This is a genomic window from Achromobacter sp. SD115 (assembly GCF_017355315.1).
Lineage (GTDB): Bacteria > Pseudomonadota > Gammaproteobacteria > Burkholderiales > Burkholderiaceae_B > Achromobacter > Achromobacter xylosoxidans_B.
The window spans coordinates 1-24,364 of the sequence record NZ_JADIJM010000029.1 but is presented as its reverse complement, the minus strand read 5'-3'; the positions used below and the strand labels follow the sequence as shown (position 1 = coordinate 24,364).

Sequence of the window (24,364 nt, the reverse complement as noted above, 5' to 3'; positions counted from 1 at the left end):
GCGGCAATCCTGCCAGCGGCATGCGCGCAGGACACTCCCCGGCTTCCAAGGAGCCCACCATGAACCGTTTCGAACAGAAGACCGTCCTGATCACCGGCGGCACCAGCGGCATCGGCCTCGCCGCCGCCCAGGCGTTCGCCGCCGAAGGCGCCCGCGTGGTCGTCACCGGCCGCGATGCCGCGGTGCTGAAGCAGGTGCGCGCCAGCCTGGGTTCCCATGCGCTGGCGCTGCGCAACGACGCCGGCGCGCCCGGCGCCCCCGCCGCCCTGGCGACCGAACTGCGCCAAGCCGGCATCCGCCTGGACGCCGTGTTCATCAACGCCGGCGTGGCGCGTTTCGCGCCCCTGGCCGAAGCCACCGAAGCGCTCTGGGACCAGACGTTCTCGACCAACGTCAAGGGCGCCTTCTTTCAATTGCAGGCGCTGGACCCGCTGCTCAACCCCGGCGCCTCCATCGTGCTCAACGGCTCGATCAACGCGCGCATCGGCATGCCGGCGTCCTCCATCTACGCCGCCAGCAAGGCCGCGCTGATCTCTCTGGCCAAGACCCTGTCGGCGGAACTGCTGCCACGCGGCATACGCGTCAACGTCATCAGCCCCGGCCCCGTCGCCACGCCGATCTACGACAAACTGGGCCTGGACGCCGCTGCGCTGGAAAAGACCGCCGCCAGCATCCGCGCCCAGGTGCCGCTGGGCCGCTTTGGCACGCCGCAGGAAATCGCCTCGACCGTGCTGCACCTGGCCTCGCCCGAGTCCGCCTTCATCGTCGGCACCGAGATCATTGCGGATGGGGGCATGAGCCAGTTGTAGGCCCTGGCCGGCCGGGTTGGCGCGGACTTATCTGCCGATACCTGCGGCTAGGCTCCGATGGAACGCAGCGCGCGCTTGCAGATGCGTTGCGTCGCCTCGGCCGGCTTGCCTTTGGACCAGCGCGCGCAGACCTCGCGTACCCAATCCGGCTGGTCCTTGCTGGCGTCGTTCAGCCAGTTTGCGACCGAGTCCTGCACGTAGACGGCCGGGTCGGCCCGCAGCGGCTCCAGCAGGGGCAGCGCCCTGCCGGGATCGGCCTTCAAGGCCGCAATGTGCGCGCACCAGACCCCGCGCGGCCGCAGCGACTCGCTGGCGTAACGGCGCACGCGTTCGGAGGCATCCGCCGTCCAAGGCTGCAGCAGTTCCAGTGCCGTGTCCAGTTCAGCCGCCAACTGCGGGCGCAGCGCCAGCCAGGCCCATTCCCGCACGCCGAAATGCGCATCGTCGGCCAGCGGCCGGATCAACGCCAGCCGCTGCTTCAGGGTCAGATCCGGCATCATCCCGACCATGAAGCAGGCCCAGCCCCGGACGGTATCCGAGCGGTGGTTGCGCAACGGTTTGAAGGCGTCCTTGCCCAGGCCTTCCTGCAAGTGATGCGCTGCCGCGGCCATGCGCTTGGAGATCCCCATCCCGGCCTGGGCGCGCAGCGCGGCGATGGCCTCGGCGCCCACCTGCGGGGCGGCCGCCTGCATCAGTTCGGCAAAGTCCACGGCCAGGCATTCGGTCAGGTTGCCGGCCGGTTCGCCCGCGTTCAACTGCGACAGGCGCTCGGCGCTGATGTCCTTCACGCCCCGGCCCGTCGGCGCGGCGGGAGTCTTCTTATTCATTGCATGGCCTCCTGTCCCGCGGACCGGCCCGCGTCGGTTCCCTGCCAGATCTTACCCAGCAGCGCGCGCAGGCTCGCCCGGTCCGCAAGGCTCAAGCCCGCGAACAAGGAGCCTATCCAGTCCGTATGCGTCTTGAACAACTGCCCGGCCTCGGCCCGCCCCTTGGCGCTGAGCTTCACGATGATCTTGCGCCGGTCCTCCTTGCCGGCGCGCCGCAGGACGAATCCGTCGCGCTCCAGGCCGTCCAGCAGGCCCGTGACCGTGGCCCGCGTGACACCGGCGCCATCGGCCAGCTCGTGCGGCGACATGCCGTCCGCCTGCTCGTGCAGCAGGAACAGCAGCACGAACTTCCCTTCCGACAATTGGCGCGGCGCCAGCCGGGCGGCGCAATCCCGGTCGATGGCGTTGGCCAGCGACAGCAGCTGAAAGCAAAGGCCTATCCCGTCCGCCGACGGCAGTCCACGCCTGGCCGCGACTTCAAGCAGCGCGCGGTGCTTGGGTTCCAGCATGTGTTGCGGGTCTTGCATGAGGAATCTGATCCTGTGATTCTCGACGCCAATATAATAAGGCGCCTAACCATTTATCCGCAAGGTGGCCCGACCGGTTCGAACCGCTATCATCCTGGCTATCTCAGCAGTCGACGACTGAATCCATGCCCCTACCCTCCCGCGTGACCCTGCGCCGCATGCAGGAAGATGACCTCCCCATGCTGCTGGCCATGGAGTCCGATCCCGAGGTCATGCGCTACAGCACTGGCGTCAAGCCGGCAGACGAGGCGCGGCGGCAAGAACTGCTGGCATGGCTGCGTGAACCGCTGACCCGACTGGGCCATTGGGCGGTCGCGATCGATGGCACCGCAGTGGGCTGGGTGAGCCTGGTCCCTCTGGCAGGCACGGACAGCATCCAGCTTGCCTATCGGCTGCAACGCGCGGCTTGGGGACGGGGGTACGCCAGCCAGGCAGCGAAGCAGTTGTGCGAATACGCCTGGCGCGAGCTTGAAGTGGCCGAACTCGTCGCGGTGGTCTGGCCCGACAACCAAGCCTCCGTTCGCGTCCTGGAGAAACTGGGTTTTACGTTCCGCACGCGCGAACGCCACTACGACCGCGACACCATCGTCTATGCACTGCCGCGTCCTGCCGCCGAATCCGACCTATCATTGCGGCCCTGATCTCCCCATGCGCCATTCATGCAGAAATCCGCCATGAACTACCCCGTGCTTCCCGCGTCCGAATTCTCCGCCGCCCGTGTCGTGCCCGAGCTGCTCGTGTCCGACATCCACAAGAGTCTGCATTTCTGGTGCGGGCTCTGCGGGTTCTCGATAGCCTACGACCGCCCGGAAGACCATTTCGCCTATCTGGACAAGAGTGGTTCGCAGGTCATGCTGGAGGAATACGGCCACGGCAGGAACTGGATCACCGGCCCGCTGGAAGCGCCGCTGGGACGCGGGATCAATCTGCAGATCGAGGTGCCTTCGATCACGCCGATAGTCGACGCCTTGCGCGGCGCCGGCTGGCCGCTGTACATGGAACCCGAGGAAAAGTGGTACCGCGCCGGTATGACCGAGGTCGGCGTGCACCAGTTCCTGGTGCAGGATCCCGATGGCTATCTCATCCGCTACTCGGCGGGCCTGGGCAGGCGCGACGTTCCGCCGGCGGCCTGAGCCACGGCGGCTTGGAGGCGGCGTCTCAGCCGCCTCCGCCCAGGGTCTTCAGCGGTACAACACCGTCGGCAACCACATGCCGATGCCCGGAAACACGTACAGCAGGAAGATCGCCACCACCTGGATGCCCATGAACGGCATCATGCCCAGGAAGATCTGGTTCAGCGTCACGTGCGGCGGCGACACGCCCTTCAGGTAGAACGCCGACATCGCCACCGGCGGCGACAGGAAGGCCGTCTGCAGGTTCAGCGCCACCAGCAGGCCGAAGAACAACGGGTCGATGCCGAAGGTGTTGAGCAGTGGCACGAAGATGGGCATGAAGATCACGATGATCTCGGTCCATTCCAGCGGCCAGCCCAGCAGGAAGATGATGACCTGCGCCAGCAGCAGGAATTGCAGCTGCGACAGCCCCAACGACAGCACCCACTCTTCGATGATGCGCTGTCCGCCCAGCAGCGCAAAAGCCGCCGAGAAGATCGACGAGCCCACGAACAGCCAGCACACCATGGCGCTGGTCTTGGCGGTCAGGAATACAGATTCGCGCAGCACCGGCAGGTTCAGCCGCCGGTACGCCAGCGCCAGCAGCGCGCCGCCCATGGCGCCCATGGCGGCAGCCTCGCTAGGCGTGGCCAGGCCGAAGGCGATGGAGCCCAGCACCGCCGCAATCATCACGGCCAGCGGGAAGAACGAGGCCATCAGCATCTTGAAGATTTCCATGCGCGCCCAGGTCAGCATCGCATAGAACAGCGCCAGGATTGCCGCGCAGATGGCCGCGAAGATCCAGAACCCCTTGGGCGCGGCGATGCCCTCGCCTGCGGCGGCCGGCGCCTGCGCGGCGGCCGACTGCGAGGCGGCTGACTGCGAGGCGGGCGCGGACGCGGCGGCCGGCGTGCCTGGCGGTTCGGCCAGGCCGGTGGCGGCCGCCGGCTCGCTGGTGGGAGGCTCGGCCAATTCGTTGGACGGCGGCTCTGCCAGACCATCGGCGGACGGCTCGCTCAATTCCGAATCGAAGCCCCCCGATCCCAGCTGCAGCTCGGCGGGAATCTCGTACACGACCTCCGGGCGCGTCGTCGCCTGATAGACCACCGCCACCAGCAACACCGTGACCGCCAGCGGCGCCAACGCCAGCGCCATGTTGCGCATCAGGAAGCCGAATGGCACGTCCTGGTTGCGGCGCCCTTTGAACAAGGCCGCCAGCATGCCGGACAAGGCGCGCGTATAGCCGCCCGACGCCAGCGCCGCGGATTCCCGGGACAGCGGCACGCCGCGCTCTTCCTTGGGCAGCGGCGGCGCCATGTCGGGGCGCAGCTTGGCCACGATGATCACGTAGATCATGTACAGCACCGCCAGCATGATGCCGGGGAACAGCGCTCCGGCGTATAGCTGCACCACCGACACGCCAGTGGTCGCGCCGTACACGATCAGCATCACGGAAGGCGGCAACAGAATGCCCAGGCAGCCGCCCGCCGTGATGGAACCGGCGGTCAGGCGCACGCTGTAGCCGGCCTTCAGCATGGCAGGCATGGCCAGCAGGCCCATCAGGGTGACTACCGCTCCGACGATGCCCGTGGCAGTGGCGAAGATCGCGCAGGTCGCCAGCGTGGCGACCGCCAGCGCGCCCGGCAGGCGCGCCAGCGCCAGATGCATCGAACGGAACAGCTTCTCGATCAGGTTCGCGCGTTCGACCAGATAGCCCATGAACACGAACAGCGGGATCGAAATCAGCGAGTCGTTGGTCATCGTGGCGTAGGTCCGCTGCACCATCAGGTCCAGCGTCTGTCCGACCGAGCGGCCGGCGTCCGCGCTCTGCATGTAGTACGCCAGGAACGTGAACAACACCCCCATGCCCATCAGCGTGAACGCCGTGGGAAAGCCCAGCATGATGGCCACCACGATCAGGGCCAGCATCAGCAGGCCTATGTGCCCGGTGGTGAGATGGTCCCAGGGTGTCAGGAACGCAATCATCAGCAACACCAGCCCGATGCACGACAGGCCGAACCACAGCGCTTTATGGATCTTCATGAGCGCGGCTCCCCGGAGGTGACGTAGCGGTCCAGCTTGGCGATGTCCTCGTCCTTGACATGCACCATCTGCTTGAGCTTGTCGACGTCGACTTCCTCGACGTCTTCCGCGCGCGAGGGCCAGGCGCCGCGCCGCAGGCAGAGCACGCAGCGCAGCACTTCCGCCACGCCTTGCACCAGCAGCACCGCGCCCGCTATGGGAATAAACGCCTTGAAGGGATAGATGGGCGGCCCGTTGGCCATGAGCGACGAATGCTCGCGGATGGCGATGGAATAGCCGGCGTAATACCACCCGGCCCACACCAGCGCGATCACGCCGGGGAAGAAGAACACGATGTACAGGATCAGGTCCAGCGCCGCTTGCACGCGCGGCGGCAGGAAGCCGTACAGGATGTCGCCACGCACATGCCCGTTCTTGGCCAGGGTATAGGCCCCCGCCATCATGAACAGGATGCCGTAGTACATCATCTGCATGTCGAACGCCCAGGCGCTGGGCTGGTTCCACAGGTAGCGCGCGGCCACCTCCCAACAGACATGCAGGGTGAGAACGACGATCAACCAGGCAAAAGCCTGCCCGACAAAAGTGGAGATGCGGTCTATGAAACGTATGATTCGGATCATCTCACTTCCAGGTCAAGACGCATGGCGTCCCGCCGCGCGCCGATGAACGGCGCGCGGCGCGGGATACAGGTACCGGTCCTTCAGGCGGGTTTGGTCGTACGCGAGAAGTAGTGGTTGTAGGCCATGCGGAAGTTGACCGAGGTATCCCCGTGCCAGCGCCCCACCCGCTCGGCGAAGGCGCGCTGCGACTCCAGCACCTTCTTGAACAAGGGGTTTTCGGCCGAGCGCTTGGCGATCATCTCGTCCCAGATCTTCAGCTGCTGCTGCAGGATGGCGTCGGGCGTCTTGTAGAACTTGACGTTGTGGTCCTTCTGCAGCTTGCCGTAGTCCTGCGAATAGCGGTTCGCCGCCTTCCAGGACATGTCCGCACTGGCCGCCTGCGCGGCATTGCGCAGGATGTGCTTCAGGTTGTCGGGCAGCGCGTCGTACTTGGCCTTGTTGAACAGGATTTCGAACTGCTCCGCGCTCTGGTGGAAGCTCTGCAGCATGCAGATCTTGGAGACGTCCTGGAAGCCCAGCGCCAGGTCCGAGGACGCGTTGTTGAATTCCGCCCCGTCCAGCAGGCCGCGGTCCAGCGCCGGCACGATTTCCCCGCCCGGTAGCGCGTTCACGGCCGCGCCCATGGCGGTGTACATGTCGATGGCCAGGCCCACGGTGCGGAACTTGAGGCCCTTGACCTCCTCCATCTTTGTGATGGGCCTTTTGAACCATCCGAAAGGTTGAGTCGGCATGGGACCGTACATCAACGACACCACGTTCACGCCCATGGCCTTCTGGATCTCGACCAGCAGTTCCTTGCCCCCGCCGTATTCATGCCAGGCGAGCAGCATGTTGGCGTCCATGCCGAAGGACGGACCCGAGCCCCACAGGGCCACCGCCGTGTTCTTGCCGTACCAGTAGGCCACCACGCCATGCCCGCCGTCCAGCGTGCCCGCGGACACCGCGTCCAGCAGATCGAAGGCCTTAACCACGGCGCCGGCCGGCAGGATCTCGATCTTCAACTGGCCGCCGGCCATGTCGTTGACCTTCTGCGCATAGTCGCGCGCGAACTCGTGGAAGATGTCGTTGGCGGGCCAGGTGCTCTGGAACCGCAGGGAAACCGGCGCATTCTGCGAGCGGGCGACGGCCGGAAATCCGAGCGCGGCGGCCCCGGCGACGGCGGCGCCGGAGATGAACTTGCGGCGGGGCTTTGTAACGTGTTGCATGGCTTGTTGTCTCCTGAATTAGGACTACATGGACCAGCTTGTAGTTACTACTCCTGCGTGGGCGCGGGATGGTGAAGCCTGCTGCGGGATCCCGCGGGCGCGGTTGCGGACGATACGCAAAGCGTGTGCTGATTAAACCTTTCTGACTAATCGCTGACAATCAGCTTTGTGTCAGGAATTACCCTAGAGGCACGGATTACGTCTTTTGGATGATGGACAAGCCACGCGGTACCATCGCTGGACCCCAATCGCCAAGGAAAGGAATGAACCAGAAGCAGCGCGCCGCCAATCGCCGCCGGATTCCACGCAAGGCCTGGGTCCTGGGCCTGGTCATCGCTGGCGCCGCGGGTTTTTATGCATGGTGGCAATCACCCCTGGGTCCCGGCCTGACCGAAGGCAAGATGCGCAAGATCCTGGTCGAGGCCACGGGGCAACCGGCATATGCGCCGGTCGGCGCCTGCGTCAACGTCGTGGGCGTGCGGCCCTTGCCCACCGATGTCTACACCGCGTTCCTGGAAAGCCAGGACAGGATCGTGCAGGGGTTGATCAAGCATCAGCTGGTCACGGTCAAGCGCGTCAGCGCCAACGGCGACGGCGGGCCACCGCAAGCGGACGAAGATCCCGAGGACGCGAGCAGCCGCATGGAGCTGACGGATAAAGGCCGGCCCTACTACACGGACGGCGAGGCCCGCCTCAGTTCCAAGCTGGTCTATACCGCGAAGTTCTGCGCCCCCGGCCTTCAGATCGGCAAGATCCTCACCCATACCAAGCCGCTGAAGAATCCATTCGACGACAACCCCAACCTGGTCTCGGCGGTGAAGTTCGAATGGCGGCTGGACCGCAGCACCGCGGACTGGGCGGCGGATCGCGCCTTCCGTCCGTACCTATCCGGCTTTGCGCCGGAGGACCAGCCGGACGAATGGCAAACCGAGTACATCATGCTGGAACGGAAAAACGGCGTGTGGGAACTGGGAGACAGGCCCTACATCATCCGTTGGTGAGCGCGGCGTCGTCGGACTCGGCTGGCGGACGGCGCACCGCTCTCAGCTTGCCGCTTTCGCCGCCGCCGCAGAAAAAGCAGCCGGCGCCATCCGACTCCAATCCGGATACGCCGGTGCCGGCCGGCATTTCCACGCTTTGCAGCACTTCGCCGGTCCGCTCGTCCAGCTGCCGCAGGTCGCTGGCGCCATCCTCCCAAGTGCCGTGCCAGAGCTGCCCGTCGACCCAGGTCACGCCGGTGACGTAGCGGTTGGATTCGATGGTGCGCAGCACCCGGCCCGTGTCGGGATCCACCTGATAGATCTTGCGCTGGCGGTACTCGGCAACCCACAGGCTGCCCTCGGCCCAGGCCATGCCCGAGGCGCCGCCGCCCGGCGCCGGGATGCGGGTCAGCACCCGGCCGCTCTCCGGCTCCAACTTGACGATGGTGCCGTCGGAGATCTGATAGAGATGCTTGCCATCAAAGGCCGTGCCCGCGTTGGCGACCAGGTCGATGGAGGCTTGCGTGCTGCCGCTGTCGGGATCCATGGCGATCAGTTTTTCGCCGGTGGCGAACCACACCTGCTGGCCGTCATAGGTGACGCCGTGTACCGCCTGCACGCCGGGAAAGGGGCCGTACTCACGGATGATCTGGGCTTGCGTACGTTTCATGTCGATGTCCTTGAACTGGAGTTCGAGCATTCATGCTAGTCGGCAGCCAGCGCGGCCGGGAGTAACAAGGTTGTCGTGAATCCCGGCACCGGCGGCGTCATCCAGCGGCGCGCCCGGCCCTGGCCGCAAGCCTGCGCCTTGCCGGCCACCGCCAGCGCGTCCAGCGTGCGCTGCACCGTGCGCTGGCTGGCGCCCAGCGCCAGCGCCAGGGCGGAACTGGACCAGGCTTCGCCATCGGCCAGACAGGCGAGCACGGCCCCCTGGTCCCTGTCGCCGTCGCCCGCGGGCCGTGCCAACAGCGCGACCCCTCTGCCCTCTTGCGGCTTCAGGACAAAGCCGCCGCGCGCGGCGCTGATGCCGGCCACGCCGTCCAGGGCCGCACGCAGGCGCCCGATCTCGACGCGCAGGCGCGCGCGGTGCGTCTCGTCGAAGTAGGCGGTACGGAACGCCTGCTCGATGAGCGTTTCCCTGGGCGCCGGCTGCGGCCAGGCTTCGGCCAGGACGCGGGCAAGCGTGAACAACACCGGGCGGCTGGCCAGGGGGATTGCCCGGCCCTCGCTGCGTACCGCGTGGCGGCAGCCGTCCACGACCAGCGCGTCGGAGGCCAGCAGCGCCTCCACCTCATCCAGCAAGATGGGCCGCTGGACGCCCTGCCCGATCAGGCGCGCCGCGGGTGTATTCAGGAGCAGGGTCGCGTGTTCGACCTCGGCCATCAGCGCGGGGATGCCCGCGACGCGGGCGGCCAGTTCCGCCTGGGTCAGCGCGGCGCGCGCCGGCCCCGTGCGCAGCCGCCGCAAGGCAACGCCGGCGGCGATCAGTTCGTGGATGGCGCGGGACGCCGGTGCCAGGGCGGCAGGGTCCAGCAAGGCCAGCGCATCCTCGGCGCGATCGAGCCGGCCTAGCAACAGCTCGCGGCGCGCCTGCAGATGCCGCGCATGCGCGGCGTTGGCCGGGTCGCCGTGGGCGTCCAGCGCGGCGCGCGCGGCCTCCAGCGCCTTTTCCGGCCAGGCCAGGTCGCGCGACACCAGGGCGATCTCGGCCTCGGCCACGACGCAGCGGGCGCGGGCCAGCACGTTCTTGGGATCGAAGTTCCGCGCCGCACTACGCAGCAGGGTCCGGGCGCGCCGGAACTCGCCCAGTTGCGCCAGGGCGATGCCGCGCAAGGCCAGCGCGGGCGCGTCGTCGCGCAGGGCCACAAGGTTCAAGGCGCCCAGCGGATTGCCGGCGGCCAGGGCGCGCGCCGCCGAGGTGATCAGAAAATCCATGGAAATCCCGCCACTGCCGCCGCTCCCGCGATCCGCACACCGGGAACTAATCTACCATCTGCCGGGTTCGCGGCGTAGTTGGGGAGACAGGCTATGCGACGCCCTACTCCCCAGCCTGCCAGATTCAGCCGCCAGGCGCGTGCATCGCCGACGGCCCTCCGGCTGAAGGCGGGAACGTCACCGTCAGCGCCACGCCCGCGCCGCGCAGGCCCTCGCCCAGCTGGACCTCGGCGCCATGCTGCTGCGCAATCTGCGCCACCAGCGACAGGCCGATGCCGCTGCCGCCCGCGGCGCTGCCCGGGGCGCGATAGAAACGGTCGAACACGCGCGCCCGTTCCTGCGGCGCGATGCCCGGGCCATCGTCGGCCACGCGCAGGCAGGCCCCGCCCTGCGGCGACGGCCCGCAGGACACCACGATCTGGCCGCCGCTCTGCGTATAGCGCACGGCATTGTCCAGCAGGTTGCGGACCAGCACGCCCAGGGCGTCCAGCCGCCCGCGCACCACGCAGGCCTGCACGTCCAGCTGGATGCGCAGCTGCTTGCGGGTCGCGTCCGTTTCCCAGTCGCGCACCAGCATGGCGACCAGCGCATCCAGTTGGACCAGTTCGGGCTCGTCCGCGCTGGCGCTGAGCGCATCCATGCGAGCCTGGTCCAGCAATTGTTCCGACAAGCGCGAGGTGCGCTGCGCGACCAGGCGCAGTTTCTCGATGGCAGCCGGGGCATCGGCGGAACCGGCGCTGCGGGCCACCAGTTCCGCGTGCGCGCTCAGCGCGGCCAACGGGGTGCGCAGCTCGTGCGCGGCATCCTCAAGAAAGCGGCGCTCGCGGTCCATGCCGCCCTTGACCCGCAACAGCAACTGGTTGATCGAGCGGATGAAGGGACGCAGTTCGCCTGGCATGCCGGCCATGGGCAGCGGGGCCAGGTCGAACGGCCCGCGCCGCGCGATGGCCAGGCCGGCGCGGTCCACCTTGCGGAACGCGCGGCCGACCACCCGCCAGCTCACCACGGCCAGCAGCACGAACAGGACGGACACGATGACCAGCCCGCGCTTCAGGCTGTACAGCGACTGGGCGCGCAATTCGCTCTGCGGCCGCGCCACCTGCACCTGCACCCGTCCCTGTGCGTCGGAGACCGCGTACACGCGCCAATCCATGCCGTCGGCGGACACGTCGGCATAACCATCCTGGAAGCCGCCGCTCAGGGGGTGTTCGGGGGACTCGGGCGAGCGTAGCAGCAGCCGGCGGTCGGCCAGCGACCACAGGTGGAAGCGTATCTTGTCGCCGTCGACACGGCTGGACGCGGGCGGGGCGAAACGCTCGGACGGCGCCTCATTGCCCAACAGGCTGACCGGCAGCGACGCCAGCATCTGGCTGGCCGCGTCATGCAGCCACCGATCGCGCGCGCCAGTCTGCGAGCGCGTGGTTTCGTACTGCTGGAAGGCAAACACCGCGATCCAGGACAGGGTCATCGTCAACAGCAGCGTCAGCGTCAGTTGCTTGCGCAGCGTCTTCATTCGGCCGCCTCGATGCGGTAGCCCAGTCCATGGACGGTGAGGATCAGCTTGTCGCCCAGCTTGCGGCGCAACTGATGGATATAGACCGCCACCGTATTGCTTTCGATCGCGCCGCTGTCGCCATAGACGGCAGCCTCCAGCTGTTCGCGGCTGACGGTGTGGCCGATGCGTTCCATGAGCGCCAGCAGCGTGCGGTATTCATGCGCGCTGAGGCTGACCTCGACGCCGTCGCGCGTCACCGCCCTCTTGGCCGGCTCCAGCACCACGTCGCGGCAGCGCAGCGCCGACACCACGGCGTTGCTGCTGCGCCGGACCACGGCGCGCAGCCGGGCCAGCAGCTCGTCCAGCTGGAATGGCTTGACGATGTAGTCGTCGGCGCCGGCATCCAGGCCCTGTATCCGTTCGCTCAACCGGTCGCGCGCGGTCAGGATCAGAACCGGCGTGGCGTCGTAGCGCGCGCGCAGGTGCTTCAGCACCGCCAGCCCGCTGCCGTCAGGCAGGCCCAGGTCCAGCAGCACGGCATGAAAGCCGTGCTCCACCAGGGCCAGCCGCGCCTGCGCGACGTCGCGCACCCATTGCACGTCGGCGCCAGACTGCGCCAGGCTGGTGTGCACGGCGTCGCCCAACATGGCGTCGTCTTCAACTAGCAGGACACGCAAGAAATCTCCAGGAACATCAACGATGCCGCAGCATGCCAGCCGCGGGTTAAGAACTTATTAAGAATCCAGGCTGCAAACGCCGCTCTGACAGCCGGAGGCGAGCTGCGGGCGGCCAGCTGCGGGCGGCCAGCTGCGGGCGGCGAGCCCTTGCAGGGAGCGCATGGCCAGCCATGGACTTGAGCGCAGCATTTTAGAGTGCCATCTTGACTGTACTTGTATATACGAGTTAAATGAATCCAGCCGATACCCGCACCACCGGAACGCGCCATCAGCGCCACCCGCCGCACCGCACCTGGGCAACACCCCCCCGCCCTCAAGTACGCGCCAGCAGTCGGCCCGGATCCGCCCCCTCTCACGCTGTACCTCTTCTCTCCCCCTTTCCTCCGCTCGAGGAGTAGTGATGCGTTATCTTCCAGTTGTTGAAGTTTGCGTTTCGAGAAGTTTTTCACCCAGGTTCGCGGCTCCGCTGCTGCTGGCCCTGGCCCTGACGGCGGCGTTGCAAACCGCCCCAGCCTGGTCCGCCACCCCCGCCGCGCCGGCCGCCGCCGACACGCGCGCCGCGGCCCGGCAAGCGCCCCTGACGCTGGACGGGCGGTCGCTCACCGCCGCGGATGTGGTCGCCGTGGCGCGCGGCGGCCGGCCCGTGGCGGCCACCGAGGCCGCGTGGCAGCGCGTGGCCCGCTCGCACGATCTGCTGCTGGAATACGGTCGCCTGGGACAGCCCGTGTACGGCCTGAATCGCGGTGTGGGCCAGAACAAGGACCAGACCATCTTCTCCGGCGACACGCTGTCGGACGAGGCCCGGGCCTTGTCCGCCGCCTTCAACCACCGCATGTTGCTGTCGCACACCGTGGCCTACGGCGAACCGGCGGCGGCGGACACGGTGCGCGCCGCCATGCTGATACGGCTGAACACCGCGCTGGCCGGCGGCACCGGCATGAGCCCGCCCCTGGTTCGCCAATACGCCGATTTTCTCAACAAGGGCTTGACCCCTGTGGTGCTGGGCCAGGGCTCGGTTGGCCAGGCCGACATCACCATCCTGCCGCAGATCGGGCTGGCCATGATGGGCGAAGGCATGGTGGAGACCGGCGGCAAGCTCCTGCCGGCGGCCGAGGCCATGCGCCAGGCGGGCCTGGCACCAGTACAGCCTTATGCCAAGGACTCCCTGTCCCTGCTGAGCTCCAACGCCTATGGCGCGGCCCTGGCCATCCTGGCCGCGCACGACGCCAGCCGGGTGCTGGACCGCGCCGACGAGGTGGCGGCCCTGTCGCTCGAAGGTCTGAACGGCAATATCGCGCCCCTGCTGCCCGCCACCCAGGGCCAGCGCCCCTATCCCGCCCAACAGCAGGTGGCCCGACGCATCCTGTCGCTGCTCGAAGGCAGCGCGCTATGGCAGACGGACGAGCAGCGGCCCCTGCAGGATCCCCTGAGCTTCCGTACCGTGAGCCAGGTGCATGGCGCCGCACGCGAAGCGCTGCGCCAGCTGGACGCGCAGTTGCTGGTGCAGATCAACAGCTCGGATGACAACCCGACCGTGGCGCTGGATGTGTCGCCGCCGGCCGGCGCCACGCCGCAGGAAACCCGCTATTACGTCACTCAAGGCAAGCTTCGCGGCGCCGTGTTGCCCAGCGCCGGGTTCGACCCCACCGCCTGGGTCGTGCCGCTGCAGTCGGTAGGCGTGGCGCTTTCGCAGGTGGCCCAGTCTTCGGCGCAGCGCGTGCTGCGCATGGGCGACCCCGCCTTCACCAAGCTGCCGCGCTTTCTGTCGCCCAATGACACGACCCTGGCCTACACCACGATCCAGAAGCCCGTGTCGCTATTGGCCACCGAGATCCGGACGCTGTCGCAACCCGTCTCGTCCGATGCGCTGGCGGTCGCGGGCAATATCGAAGACGTGGCCACCAATGGCCCGCTCGCCGCGCAACGCGTGGGGCAGCAGACCGGGCGGTTGCGCACCTTGCTGGGCATAGAACTGATCCACGCGGCGCAGGCCGTGGATCTGCGCACGCGCGCCGACCCCCGGCGTCCGCTGGGCAAGGGAACCGGCGCGGTACTGGCGGCCTTCCGGGTGGAAGTGCCGTTTCTTTCGCAAGACAGAAGACTCGCCGACGACATCGCGCGCGCCGACCGCTTTCTGGACCAGGGGCGCGACGCCGCGCTGTAGACGCCACGCCGCCGCCTGACCGACAACAAGGGGAATGAACATGAACAAGTATCTCGCGCAGTGCCTGGGCAGCGCGCTTCTGGCCGCCACGCTGTCCGCGCCCGCGGCTGCCGCCGAAGGCAAGTATCCCGCCCGGCCCGTCACCATCGTCGTGCCGTTCGGCGCGGGCGGCATCGCCGACGCGTTGCCCCGCATCGTGGGCCAGGAGCTCAACAGCAAATGGGGCGTGCCGGTCATCATCGAAAACAAGGTCGGCGCCTCCGGCAATATCGGCATGGACTTTGTTGCCCGCGCCAATCCGGACGGCTACACGCTGGCCCTGGCGCCGGCCGGCAACCTGACCGTCAACCCGCTGCTCTATACCAAGCTGCCCTTCAACACGGCCCGCGACTTCGCGCCGGTGACCATGCTGGCCACTTCGCCCAATGTGCTGGTGGTCAACGACAAGGTGCCGGTCAAGACCTTCACCGAGCTGGTGGCCTATGCGCGCCAGCATCCGGACAAGCTCAACTATTCCTCGCCAGGCCCTGGCAGCGGCGCCCACCTGGCGGGCGAACTGCTCAACCAGTCGGCCGGCATCGTCACGCGCCACATTCCGTACAACGCCATGGCTGCCGCCGTCAACGATGTGGTGGCGGGCAATGTGGACATGATGTTCGCCGGGGTCTCGACCGTGCTGCCGTTTATCCAGTCCGGCAAGCTGCGCGCGCTGGCGGTCGCCGGTCCGCAACGCCTGCCGCAATTGAAGGACGTGCCCACGGTGGCCGAAAGCGGCTACCCGGGCTTCGACGTGACCTCCTGGTACGGCATCGTCGCGCCGGCCAAGGTGCCGCCCGCGATCCTTGACCAGTTGCAGGCCGACATTGCCGCCGTGCTGCAGAAGGAGTCCGTGCGCCAGAAGTTCGCCGGCCTGGGCGTGGAGCCCGCCGGCTCGAACCGTGCGGATTTCACCCGGGCGATCCAGCAGGAAACCGATAAATGGGCGGCCATCGTCAAGCAGGCCGGCATCCAGCCTATCCAATAACCGAGGAGACAACATGCAATCCATAGACATCACCTATCTGAACGGCCCCGACGTGCGCGCACTGGAGCTGACCGACGCGGAAATCCTGGCCGCCGTGCAAAGCGCGCTGGACGCCCAGGGACGAGGCAAGACCGTCATCGAACCGCGCATGCACCTGGTGCCGGAGTCTTCCGCCAAGGGGCACTTCAATGTGCTGCGCGGCTATATCGAGCCGCTGCATGTGGCAGGCGTGAAAGTGGTCAGCGACTTCGTCGACAACTACAAGGTCGGCCTGCCTTCGGAAATGGCCTTGCTCAACCTGTTCGATCCGGTCAACGGCAAGCCGCTGGCCGTGGTCGACGCGACCGCCATCACCGACATGCGCACCGGCGCGGTCACGGCGCTGGGCGCCAAATATCTGGCGCGCAAGAACAGCAAGGTGCTGGGCCATATCGGCTCGCGCGGCACCTCTTACTGGAACGTGCGCCTGCTCGACAGCCTCTACGACTTCGACGAGATCCGCGTGCATTCGCGCCGTCCGGAAAGCCAGCAGGCCTTCGGCGAGCGCCTGTCGCGCGACCTGGGCAAGCCGGTGAAGGTCGTCAATGATTGGGAATCCTGCGTGCGCGGCGCCGACATCGTGGTCGAAGCCTCGCGCCTGCCCGAACCCACGCCGCTCCTCAAGACCGAATGGATCAAGCCCGGCGCCCTGGTCATGCCCTACGGCACCATGAGCGCGGTGGAACTGAGCCTGACCGACATCATGAGCAAGGTGGTGGTCGATGACTGGGGCCAATGCCGCAAAGGCCTGCCCTATGGTTCGCTGCGCGCCCACGTCGACAGCGACCGCATCACCGAGGAAAACCTGCACGCCGAACTGGGCCAGATCGTGGCGGGCCTGAAGCCGGGCCGCGAACGCGATGACGAGACCATCCTGTTCTGGCACCGTGGCCTGTCCACCACCGACATTGCGCTGGGCCATGCCATGCTGGAGAAGGCCCGCAAGATGGGCCTGGGCCAGACCTTGAAATTTGCCTAGGCGAAGCGCCATGGATCTCATCACTTCGACGCGTATGTACGACGTGGCGCCCGCGGCGCGGGCTGCCTGGCATGCGCTGCTGCAGGCCGCGCACGCCCGCGCCGGCCTGGACGTGCACTTCGTCGAGCACGGCTGGCCGACGCCCATCGGCGAACTGTGGGAGCGGCCGGGGCTGTGCGGCGTCTTCATATGCGGCTGGCCCTACGTCACGGCGCTGCAGGCGGGGCGGGCCTTTGGCGCCGTCGCCGCAGTGGTGCCGGACTGGCCGGCCTACGAAGGCCTGCCGCGCTACCGCAGCGAATTCCTGGTGCGCGCCGACTGCGGCTGGTCGTCGCTGGCTGACGCGGCCGGCAGCCGCTATGGCTGGATGGTGCGTGACTCGCAATCGGGCTGGAACGCTCCGCGCGCGGCGCTGGCGGAGCTGGCCGCGGCCGGCGGCGCCCTGTTCGCGGCGTCCAAGGGACCCTATGGCAACCCGCGGGGCCTGCTGCGCGCCCTGGCCGACGGCGAAATCGATCTGACCGCGGCCGACGGCTGGTACCTGGATCTGCTGCGCGCGCACGATCCGGCCGCGCTGGCCGGATTGCGCACGCTGGCGTATACGCCCTGGACGCCGAATCCCTTGCTGGTGGCCGGACCCGACGTGGTTCCGGCCAGCGCGCAAGCCCTGTCGGACGTCCTGCTGACCATGCACGAGGATCCAGCCCACGCGCCGCTGCTGCGCGCCGCCCATGTGGCGCGCTTCACGCGCCCTGACCCCGCGTCGTACACGGTCCTGAACGACATGGCGCAAGCCGCGACGGCGGCCGGCTATCCCGAGATACGCTGAAGCAGGGGCAGGCGCCGCTTTGCGCAGCGGGTGTACTGCCCCGACTCCCTGGAACGTCGGCGCTTTAAAGAATTATTAAAACCCCGTGCCGACAATGCACTCCTGCGACGGCGGGCCCCCGGCCCGTCCTCAGCACGCACCCTCAGCAATGAAAGATGGCGCTGATCCGTCCGGACCGCGCGGGAGATGCATATATGAAACGCCTGCATGGCATGGAATTGTTCGCCGAAGTGGCGAAGGCGCATAGCTTCAGCCGGGCCGCCGCGGTCCTCGGCATGCCGACCTCCACGGTGTCGCGCCAGGTGGCCGAGCTGGAGCGCGCGGTCGGCCTGCGGCTGCTCAGCCGCAACACGCGCCGGGTGGAATTGACCGACGCCGGCCGGCTGTATTTCGAGCGCTGCCGCCGCATTGTGGCCGAAGCCGAAATCGCCCACGAGGAATTGCGCGACCAACTGGAAATTCCCAGCGGCCCGCTGCACGTCCAGTTGCCGGCGGCATACGCGTTGGACGCCTTGATGCCGGCCTTGGTCGAGTTCGGCAGCCACTATCCCGAAATCCGCCTGCAACTGAGCGTGACCGGCCCCGAGTTCGCCGAGCACCCGCCCGAGATCGGCGACGTGGCGATCCGCCTGGGCGAACTGCCCGACTCGTCGCTGGTGGCGCGCCGACTCGGCGCGGTCCATGCCAACCTGTACGCCTCGCCCGCCTACCTGGCGGCCCGCGGCACGCCCGCCTGCCCCGCCGACCTGGCGCGCCACGACTGCATCGGCCTGCGCGCCGGCGGCGGCCAGCCCGCGCCCTGGCCGCTGCAGCGCGGCCGCGAGCAGCTGCTGGTCCCGGTCGAATATCGCTATGGCGCCAACGACGCCTGCATGGCCCGGCAGCTTGCCGTGCTGGGCGCAGGCATCGCGGCGCTGGGCGGGGACGAAAGCGGCCGGCTGCGCTCGGGCGAGCTGGCGCGCGTGCTGCCGGCCTGGAGCCTCGGGCCAATCGAGGTCCATGCCGTGACCGAGACCCGCCTGCTGCCCGCCCGGACCCGCCGGCTGATCGATTTTCTGGCCGATTACCTGGATGGCGCCGCGCGTCGCCACACACCGCGGCTGGAGGTGCGCCGCGCGGCCTAGGTTTTTCCCTGCGCGCACGGGCCCTGGCCCCCGTCACAATATTGCATCCCGAGGCAATGCGGCCCCCTTTTTCACCCGCGGGCCGCCCCTCCTGTCCTCCCTCGGCCCTGGCGCCGCCCTCCACCGTGTAAACTCCCCCCTTTTTGACTCTGGTGGTATGTTGCAGGCCCCACAGCGCACAGGTTTAAGCGGCCCGACGCTCATTCGCTTGCTGACTCGCCTGACGGATGTCGACGTTCCGCAATCCAGGCAATCGCTTTCAGACCATCTGAGCCTATGGCTCGGCTGGACGGACGCGATCGCGCTCTCCGCGGCGCTGAATACCAGCCCGCCGATGATCGCCCCCGGCGCGCGCATGTTCAGCAGCGCCGAGGAGCGCGACTGCGCCCGCGTGCGGACCACGTTGGCCGACGCCATCGCCAGCGACACCGCGGCCACGGCCGCCAAGCGGCCCGGACCCGGGCAAGCCCACGCTCCCGCCAAGCAGTTGGCGGCGCTGGCCGAGGCCGAAGCCGACTACGCGAATTTTCGCCAGCGCTATCTGTCGTTGCAGCACACGATGGAAACCGCCGTGGGCAATCTGCGCAGCCGCCTGCGCGGCATGGTCGCGGCCAAGAATGGCGAAATGACACGTCTGGCGGTGGTCGACGCCATCATGGACCGCGCCCTGCTGCCCAAGGAACGCGCGCTGTTCGGCGTGATTCCGAAATTGCTCCAGGGCCATTTCAACCGCTTGCGCGAGGCCGAGGCCGCTGCGCTGGCCGAGGCTGCCGCATTGGCGGAAGCTGAGGCCCAAGCAGAGGCCGACGCCGCGGCGCAAGGCGATGCCACAGCCGAGACGGGCGCGGCGCCCGCAGTGGCGCAGGCACCGATAACGCCAGGCGCCTGGCTGGACACGTTCCGCAAAGACATGCGCAGCGTGCTGCTGGCCGAATTGGATGTTCGTTTACAACCGGTCGAAGGGCTGCTTGCCACCCTTCGCGCCAGCTAACCGGGACACTATGTCCAAATATCTGACTAATCTCGTTGTTTTCTTGGCGGGTCTGGCCGTCGTGGGCTGGATCGGCGCGGGCTATGCGGGCAACAACCCGCTGGCGCTGGCCGTGACCTTGCTGATAGGCGCCTGTTACGTGGGCGGCGCGCTCGAACTGCTGCGCTACCAGCAGGCGACCTCCTCGCTGACGCGCGCGCTTTCGGGCCTGTCCGATGCGCCCGGCAATCTGGGCTCCTGGCTGGACCAGTTGCCGCCTAGCCTGCGCAACGCCGCGCGCCTGCGCATCGAGGGCGAGCGCGCGGGCCTGCCCGGACCGGCGCTGACGCCGTATCTGGTGGGCCTGCTGGTGTTGCTGGGCATGCTGGGCACCTTCCTGGGCATGGTCGTGACCCTGCGCGGCACCGGCCTCGCGCTGGAAAGCGCCACCGACCTGGCCGCCATCCGCGCCTCGCTCGCCGCACCGGTCAAGGGCCTGGGCTTTGCCTTCGGCACCTCGATCGCCGGCGTCGCCAGCTCCGCCATGCTGGGATTGCTGGCGGCCCTGTGCCGCCGTGAACGCGTGCGCGCGGCGCAATTGCTCGACAGCAAGGCAGCCACCACGCTGCGGGTGTACTCGCAAGGCTACCAGCGCGAGGAATCCTTCAAGCTGCTGCAACGCCAGGCCGAAGTCATGCAGCGCCAGGCCGACGCCATGCCGACCCTGGTCGATCAACTGCAGGCCATGATGAACAGCATGGCGCAGCAGAACCAGGCCCTGAGCGACCGCCACATGGCCAGCCAGGACGCCTTCCAGGGCAAGGCCGAAGCGGCCTATTCCCGCCTTGCCACTGTCATGGAGCAATCCATGAAGGAAAGCGTGTCGCAAAGCGCGCGCTCGGCCGGCGCCGCCCTGCAACCGGTGGTGGAAGCGACGATGGCCAGCCTGTCGCGCGAAACCGCGTCCCTGCAAGACACCGTGACGCAAGCCGTGCAGCGCCAGCTGGAAGGCCTGACCTCGGGCTTCCAGGCCACCACCAGCAATGTCGCCGGCATCTGGAACCAGGCCCTGGCCGGACAGCAACGCGCCAGCGAGGCCCTGTCCCAGGACCTGCGGGCCTCGCTCGACCACTTCGCCCAGACCTTCGAACAACGCTCGGCCGCCCTGCTGGACAGCGTGTCCTCGCGCCTGGAGGAATCGTCGGGCAGCATGTCGCACGCCTGGACCCAGGCGCTGTCGCGCCAGGAGCAAGCCAGCGAGAAACTGGCTGGCGACAATCTGCAGGCCCTGACCGCGGCCGCGGCCAGCTTCGAGCAGCATTCGGCCTCGCTGCTGCGCACCCTGAACCAATCGCACTCCCTGCTGCAATCCGAACTGGCTTCGCGCGACCAGCAGCGCCTTGCCGCCTGGACCGAAACGCTGGGCGCCATGGGCGCCACGCTGCGCCAGGAATGGGAGCAATCCGGCGCGCAGGCCGCCGAACGCCAGGAGGCGATCAGCGCCACACTGGCGCAGGCGGTGCACGACATCACTGCGCAATCGCAGGTCCAGGCCCAATTGCTGGACGGCGTGTCGGCCCGCATGGAAGCGGCCGCCAACGGCGTCTCGCAGCAGTGGGCCAGCGCCCTGGCCCGCCAGGAACAGGCTGGCGAAAAGCTGGCCGGCGACAACCGCCAGGCCCTGGCCGCCGCGGCCGCCACCTTCGAACAGCATTCGGCCGCCCTGTTGCAGACGCTGGACCAGTCGCATGCCCAGTTGCAAGCCGCACTGGCCTCGCGGGACCAGGAGCGCCTGGCCGCCTGGACTGGCACGCTGACCGCCATGGGCGCGACGCTGAGCCAGGAATGGCAGCAGGCCGGCGCCGACACCGTGGCCCGCCAACAGGCCGTCAGCGACACGCTGGCCCAGACCGCGCGCGACATCGCGGCCCAGACCCAGGCCCAGGCCGGCCTGCTGGAAAGCGTATCCGCCCGCCTGGAAACGGCGGCCGGCAGCGTCACCCAGGCCTGGACCGAAGCCCAGGCGCGCCAGGAACTGGTCAACGCCCAGCTCGCCGGCGACAATCAGCAGGCCCTGGAAACCGCTGCGGCCACCTTCGAACAGCATTCCGCGGCTCTGCTGCAGACGCTGGACCAGTCGCACACTGAATTGCAGGCCGCGCTGGCTTCGCGCGACCAGGAGCGCCTGGCCGCCTGGACCGGCACCCTGACCACCATGGCCGCCAAGCTCGGCCAGGAGTGGGAACAGGCCGGCACCCAGGCCGCGCTGCGCCAGCTGGAAATCAACGACACGCTGGCCCAGACCGCGCGCGATCTCACGGCCCAGACCCAGGCCCAGGCCGGCCTGCTCGAAAGCGTATCGGCCCGCCTGGAAACGGCCGCCACCGGCGTCACCCAAGCCTGGACCGACGCGCAGGCGCGCCAGGAGCAGGCCAACGCCAAGCTGGCCGGCGACAACCAGCAAGCGCTGGAAACCGCCGCCGCCGCCTTCGCGCAGCACTCCACCGGCCTGCTGCAAACGCTGGAGCAATCGCACGCCGGATTGCAGGACGCCCTAGCCTCGCGCGACCAGGAACGCCTGGCCGCCTGGACCGGCACGCTGACCGCCATGGCCGCCAAGCTCGGCCAGGAATGGGAACAGGCCGGCACGCAAGCCGCCCTGCGCCAACTGGAAGTCAACGACACCCTGGCCCAGAACGCGCGCGACATCACAGCACAGACGCAGGCCCAGGCCGGCCTGCTGGAAAGCGTATCGGCCCGCCTGGAAACGGCGGCTACCGGCGTCACCCAGGCCTGGACCGACGCGCAGGCGCGCCAGGAACAGGTCAACGCCAAGCTGGCGGGCGACAACCAGCAAGCGCTGGAAACCGCCGCCGCAGCCTTCGAACAGCATTCCTCCGCCCTGCTGCAAACGCTGGAGCAATCGCAGACGGACCTGCAAGCGGCGCTGGCATCCAAGGACGAAGCGCGCCTGGAAGCCTGGACCGGCAAGCTTGGAACCATCGCCGACTCGCTGCGCGCCGAATGGGAGCAGACCAGTTCCTACACGGCCAACCAGCAGCAGCAGATCTGCGACACCCTGGCCATCACCGCGCAGGACATCAGCGCGCAGACCCAGGCGTCGGCCAACGACACCATCGCCGAAATCGGCCGCCTGGTACAGGCCGCCTCCGAGGCGCCACGCGCCGCCGCCGAGGTCATCGGCGAACTGCGCCAGAAGCTCTCCGACAGCATGGAGCGCGACAACGACATGCTGGAAGAGCGCACTCGCCTGCTGGAAACCCTGGGCACCCTGCTGGACGCCGTCAACCACACCGCCGCCGAACAGCGCACGGCCGTGGACGCACTGGTGTCCTCGTCGGCGGACCTGCTGGACCGCGTCGGCACACAGTTCACCGAACAGGCCCAGGCCGAAACCGGCAAGCTGGCCGAAGTGGCCGCGCAGGTCGCCAGCGGCGCGGTCGAAGTGGCCAGCCTGGGCGAATCCTTCGGCACGGCCGTGCAGCTCTTCGGCGAGTCCAACGACAAGCTGGTCGCGCACCTGCAACGCATCGAAGCGGCGCTGGACAAGTCCATCGCGCGCGGCGACGAACAGCTGGCCTACTACGTGGCGCAGGCCCGTGAAGTGGTGGACCTGAGCATGGTGTCGCAGAAGCAGATCATCGAAAACCTGCAGCAGCTGGCCGTCCAGCGCGCGACGGCCGGAGCGGAAGCGGCATGAGCGAGGACATCGACGGCGGCGTGGAGCCCGCGGTCCCGGCCTGGGCCGTCTTCGGCGACCTGATGTCGGTGCTGCTGGGCGCCTTCGTCCTGATCCTGGTGAGCGTCGTCGCGGTGCAGTTGCAGCTGTCGACCCAGCTCGAGGAAGAGGTCAAGCAGCGCCAGGTCGAAACCCAGCGCCGCGAGACACTGGAACAGGCGCTGGCGGGTCCCCTGGCCGCCGGCCGCGTGACCCTGATCGACGGCCGCATCGGCATCAGCGGCAGCGTCTTGTTCGCGCTGAACTCCGACCAGTTGCAGCCGGAAGGCCGCGAGGTCCTGAAGAGCCTGATCGAACCCCTGTCGGCCTATCTGAAGTCGCACAACGAAATCCTGATGGTCAGCGGCTACACCGACGACCAGCAGGTGCGCGAAGGCAACCGGCGCTTCGCCGACAACTGGGACCTGTCCGCGCAGCGCGCCCTGACCGTGACGCGCGCGCTGATCGACGAGGGCGTACCTTCGTCAGCCGTGTTCGCCGCGGCCTTCGGCTCCGAACAGCCGGTGGCCGCGAACACCGACGAGGAAGGCCGGGCCAAGAACCGCCGGGTGGAAATCGCGCCCATCCCCAAACCCTCCAGCGACGCCGGAACCCAGCATGGCCAGTGACGGCACGCGCGGCGAAATCGTCGACGCCCGGGCCGTGCTGGACGCCTGGCGGGAAACCGGCGCGGACCGCATCGCGCCGGTCCGCTTCCAGTTCATGGACGCCCTGCAACGGCGCGCCGCCACGCAAGACGGCCAAGCCCGCAGGCTGCTGGACGGCAAGCTGGCGGCGCTGATCCAGGCCTATGAGGCTGAGCTCGACGGCGCTGCTGTTAAGGCTCTTGCAACCGCCAATGAATGCGCTTATGAAGGCGCCACCGCGGCGGCGCCCGCCGCTTGCGAACCCGGACCGCTGGCAGCGCTGACCGCCTATATGGCCGACCCCGGCTCCGACGCGCGCGGCGCCGCCGACCTGCGCGCCGCCTACCCCGAGCTGGAAGTGCTGGAGTACTTCCGCGGCGTATGGTCGCGGGTCAGCGCGGACCGGCAGGTCCGGCAGTCCCAGGAACAGGTGCACAAGAACGCCGGCCCGCTCAACTCCAATCAATTGGTGCACCGGGCGCTGTCGCTGATGCGCGAGGTGTCGCCGGGCTATCTGCAGCAGTTCCTGTCGTACACCGATGCCCTGATGTGGCTGGAGCAGGTGCAAGCTGCCACTGCGCCCCCGCCCAAGGAAGCCGCGCCCCGCGCCGGCGCCAAG

Annotated in this window: 22 protein-coding genes; 13 read left to right on the top strand and 9 right to left on the bottom strand. The window is 68.2% G+C overall.

What is annotated here, in order from left to right; all coding sequences use genetic code 11:
- Nucleotides 1–59 precede the first annotated feature (59 nt).
- Nucleotides 60–809, top strand: a complete 750-nt coding sequence (locus tag IPU70_RS28850; protein ID WP_013394252.1) for an SDR family oxidoreductase — start codon at nucleotides 60–62, stop codon at nucleotides 807–809.
- Nucleotides 810–856: 47 nt separating this feature from the next.
- On the opposite strand, the gene IPU70_RS28845 is transcribed toward IPU70_RS28850, so the two are convergent.
- Both IPU70_RS28845 and IPU70_RS28840 read right to left on the bottom strand, forming a co-directional pair.
- A complete protein-coding gene (locus IPU70_RS28845) occupies nucleotides 857–1,636 on the bottom strand; it encodes a DNA alkylation repair protein (RefSeq protein ID WP_207472585.1) in 780 nt (259 codons plus the stop codon).
- On the bottom strand, nucleotides 1,633–2,163 hold the full coding sequence (locus tag IPU70_RS28840) for a MarR family winged helix-turn-helix transcriptional regulator (RefSeq protein ID WP_242702743.1): 531 nt from the start codon (nucleotides 2,161–2,163) through the stop codon (nucleotides 1,633–1,635). Before IPU70_RS28840 ends, IPU70_RS28845 begins: the two co-directional genes overlap by 4 nt.
- Before the next feature lie 125 nt (nucleotides 2,164–2,288).
- Between IPU70_RS28840 and IPU70_RS28835 the strand changes: the two genes are divergently transcribed.
- Together IPU70_RS28835 and IPU70_RS28830 are read left to right on the top strand one after the other, a co-directional pair.
- The gene (locus IPU70_RS28835) at nucleotides 2,289–2,804 is read left to right on the top strand and encodes a GNAT family N-acetyltransferase (RefSeq protein WP_207472584.1); all 516 of its coding nucleotides are present in this window, start codon (nucleotides 2,289–2,291) and stop codon (nucleotides 2,802–2,804) included.
- Between the two features lie 18 nt (nucleotides 2,805–2,822).
- Complete coding sequence (locus tag IPU70_RS28830) at nucleotides 2,823–3,296, top strand: VOC family protein (protein ID WP_207472583.1); 474 nt, start codon at nucleotides 2,823–2,825, stop codon at nucleotides 3,294–3,296.
- A 48-nt stretch (nucleotides 3,297–3,344) separates the two neighbouring features.
- Here the strand turns inward: IPU70_RS28830 and IPU70_RS28825 are convergent, their stop codons facing one another.
- The 3 genes from IPU70_RS28825 to IPU70_RS28815 form a co-directional block, all read right to left on the bottom strand.
- Nucleotides 3,345–5,318 (bottom strand): TRAP transporter large permease subunit, encoded by a 1,974-nt coding sequence (locus tag IPU70_RS28825; protein WP_207472582.1) that lies wholly within the window; start codon nucleotides 5,316–5,318, stop codon nucleotides 3,345–3,347.
- Nucleotides 5,315–5,938: a TRAP transporter small permease subunit gene (locus tag IPU70_RS28820; protein WP_207472581.1), complete on the bottom strand. Its 624-nt coding sequence runs from the start codon at nucleotides 5,936–5,938 to the stop codon at nucleotides 5,315–5,317. Before IPU70_RS28820 ends, IPU70_RS28825 begins: the two co-directional genes overlap by 4 nt.
- Nucleotides 5,939–6,018: 80 nt before the next feature.
- A complete protein-coding gene (locus IPU70_RS28815) occupies nucleotides 6,019–7,143 on the bottom strand; it encodes a TRAP transporter substrate-binding protein (protein ID WP_207472580.1) in 1,125 nt (374 codons plus the stop codon).
- 263 nt (nucleotides 7,144–7,406) lie between these two features.
- Between IPU70_RS28815 and IPU70_RS28810 the strand changes: the two genes are divergently transcribed.
- On the top strand, nucleotides 7,407–8,144 hold the full coding sequence (locus IPU70_RS28810) for a hypothetical protein (RefSeq protein ID WP_207472579.1): 738 nt from the start codon (nucleotides 7,407–7,409) through the stop codon (nucleotides 8,142–8,144).
- On the opposite strand, the gene IPU70_RS28805 is transcribed toward IPU70_RS28810, so the two are convergent.
- From IPU70_RS28805 to IPU70_RS28790, 4 genes are all read right to left on the bottom strand, one after another.
- Nucleotides 8,131–8,793, bottom strand: coding sequence for a PQQ-binding-like beta-propeller repeat protein (locus IPU70_RS28805; RefSeq protein ID WP_207472578.1), 663 nt, complete (start codon nucleotides 8,791–8,793; stop codon nucleotides 8,131–8,133). The two genes, IPU70_RS28810 and IPU70_RS28805, sit on opposite strands and share 14 nt — an antisense overlap.
- A gap of 35 nt (nucleotides 8,794–8,828) precedes the next feature.
- Nucleotides 8,829–10,058: a helix-turn-helix domain-containing protein gene (locus IPU70_RS28800; protein ID WP_207472577.1), complete on the bottom strand. Its 1,230-nt coding sequence runs from the start codon at nucleotides 10,056–10,058 to the stop codon at nucleotides 8,829–8,831.
- 124 nt (nucleotides 10,059–10,182) lie between these two features.
- On the bottom strand, nucleotides 10,183–11,571 hold the full coding sequence (locus IPU70_RS28795; RefSeq protein ID WP_207472576.1) for an ATP-binding protein: 1,389 nt from the start codon (nucleotides 11,569–11,571) through the stop codon (nucleotides 10,183–10,185).
- On the bottom strand, nucleotides 11,568–12,230 hold the full coding sequence (locus IPU70_RS28790) for a response regulator transcription factor (RefSeq protein ID WP_013394266.1): 663 nt from the start codon (nucleotides 12,228–12,230) through the stop codon (nucleotides 11,568–11,570). Before IPU70_RS28790 ends, IPU70_RS28795 begins: the two co-directional genes overlap by 4 nt.
- 400 nt (nucleotides 12,231–12,630) lie before the next feature.
- On the opposite strand from IPU70_RS28790, the gene hutH reads away from it, so the two are divergent.
- From hutH to IPU70_RS28745, 9 genes are all read left to right on the top strand, one after another.
- The gene (hutH, locus tag IPU70_RS28785) at nucleotides 12,631–14,394 is read left to right on the top strand and encodes a histidine ammonia-lyase (protein WP_207472575.1); all 1,764 of its coding nucleotides are present in this window, start codon (nucleotides 12,631–12,633) and stop codon (nucleotides 14,392–14,394) included.
- Nucleotides 14,395–14,434: 40 nt separating this feature from the next.
- A complete protein-coding gene (locus IPU70_RS28780) occupies nucleotides 14,435–15,418 on the top strand; it encodes a tripartite tricarboxylate transporter substrate binding protein (protein ID WP_207472574.1) in 984 nt (327 codons plus the stop codon).
- 13 nt (nucleotides 15,419–15,431) lie between these two features.
- Complete coding sequence (locus IPU70_RS28775) at nucleotides 15,432–16,436, top strand: ornithine cyclodeaminase family protein (RefSeq protein WP_207472573.1); 1,005 nt, start codon at nucleotides 15,432–15,434, stop codon at nucleotides 16,434–16,436.
- A 10-nt stretch (nucleotides 16,437–16,446) separates the two neighbouring features.
- A complete protein-coding gene (locus tag IPU70_RS28770; RefSeq protein WP_207472572.1) occupies nucleotides 16,447–17,265 on the top strand; it encodes a phosphate/phosphite/phosphonate ABC transporter substrate-binding protein in 819 nt (272 codons plus the stop codon).
- Between the two features lie 194 nt (nucleotides 17,266–17,459).
- Nucleotides 17,460–18,389, top strand: coding sequence for a LysR family transcriptional regulator (locus IPU70_RS28765; protein ID WP_207472571.1), 930 nt, complete (start codon nucleotides 17,460–17,462; stop codon nucleotides 18,387–18,389).
- A 157-nt stretch (nucleotides 18,390–18,546) separates the two neighbouring features.
- Nucleotides 18,547–19,380: a DUF3348 domain-containing protein gene (locus IPU70_RS28760; protein ID WP_207472570.1), complete on the top strand. Its 834-nt coding sequence runs from the start codon at nucleotides 18,547–18,549 to the stop codon at nucleotides 19,378–19,380.
- Nucleotides 19,381–19,390: 10 nt separating this feature from the next.
- Nucleotides 19,391–23,080: a DUF802 domain-containing protein gene (locus IPU70_RS28755; protein WP_207472569.1), complete on the top strand. Its 3,690-nt coding sequence runs from the start codon at nucleotides 19,391–19,393 to the stop codon at nucleotides 23,078–23,080.
- Nucleotides 23,077–23,727 (top strand): OmpA family protein, encoded by a 651-nt coding sequence (locus IPU70_RS28750; protein ID WP_207472568.1) that lies wholly within the window; start codon nucleotides 23,077–23,079, stop codon nucleotides 23,725–23,727. The genes IPU70_RS28755 and IPU70_RS28750 overlap by 4 nt, the downstream gene beginning before the upstream one ends.
- On the top strand, nucleotides 23,717–24,364 hold a 648-nt coding region (locus IPU70_RS28745), incomplete at its 3' end, for a DUF2894 domain-containing protein (protein ID WP_207472567.1). The genes IPU70_RS28750 and IPU70_RS28745, both read left to right, overlap by 11 nt.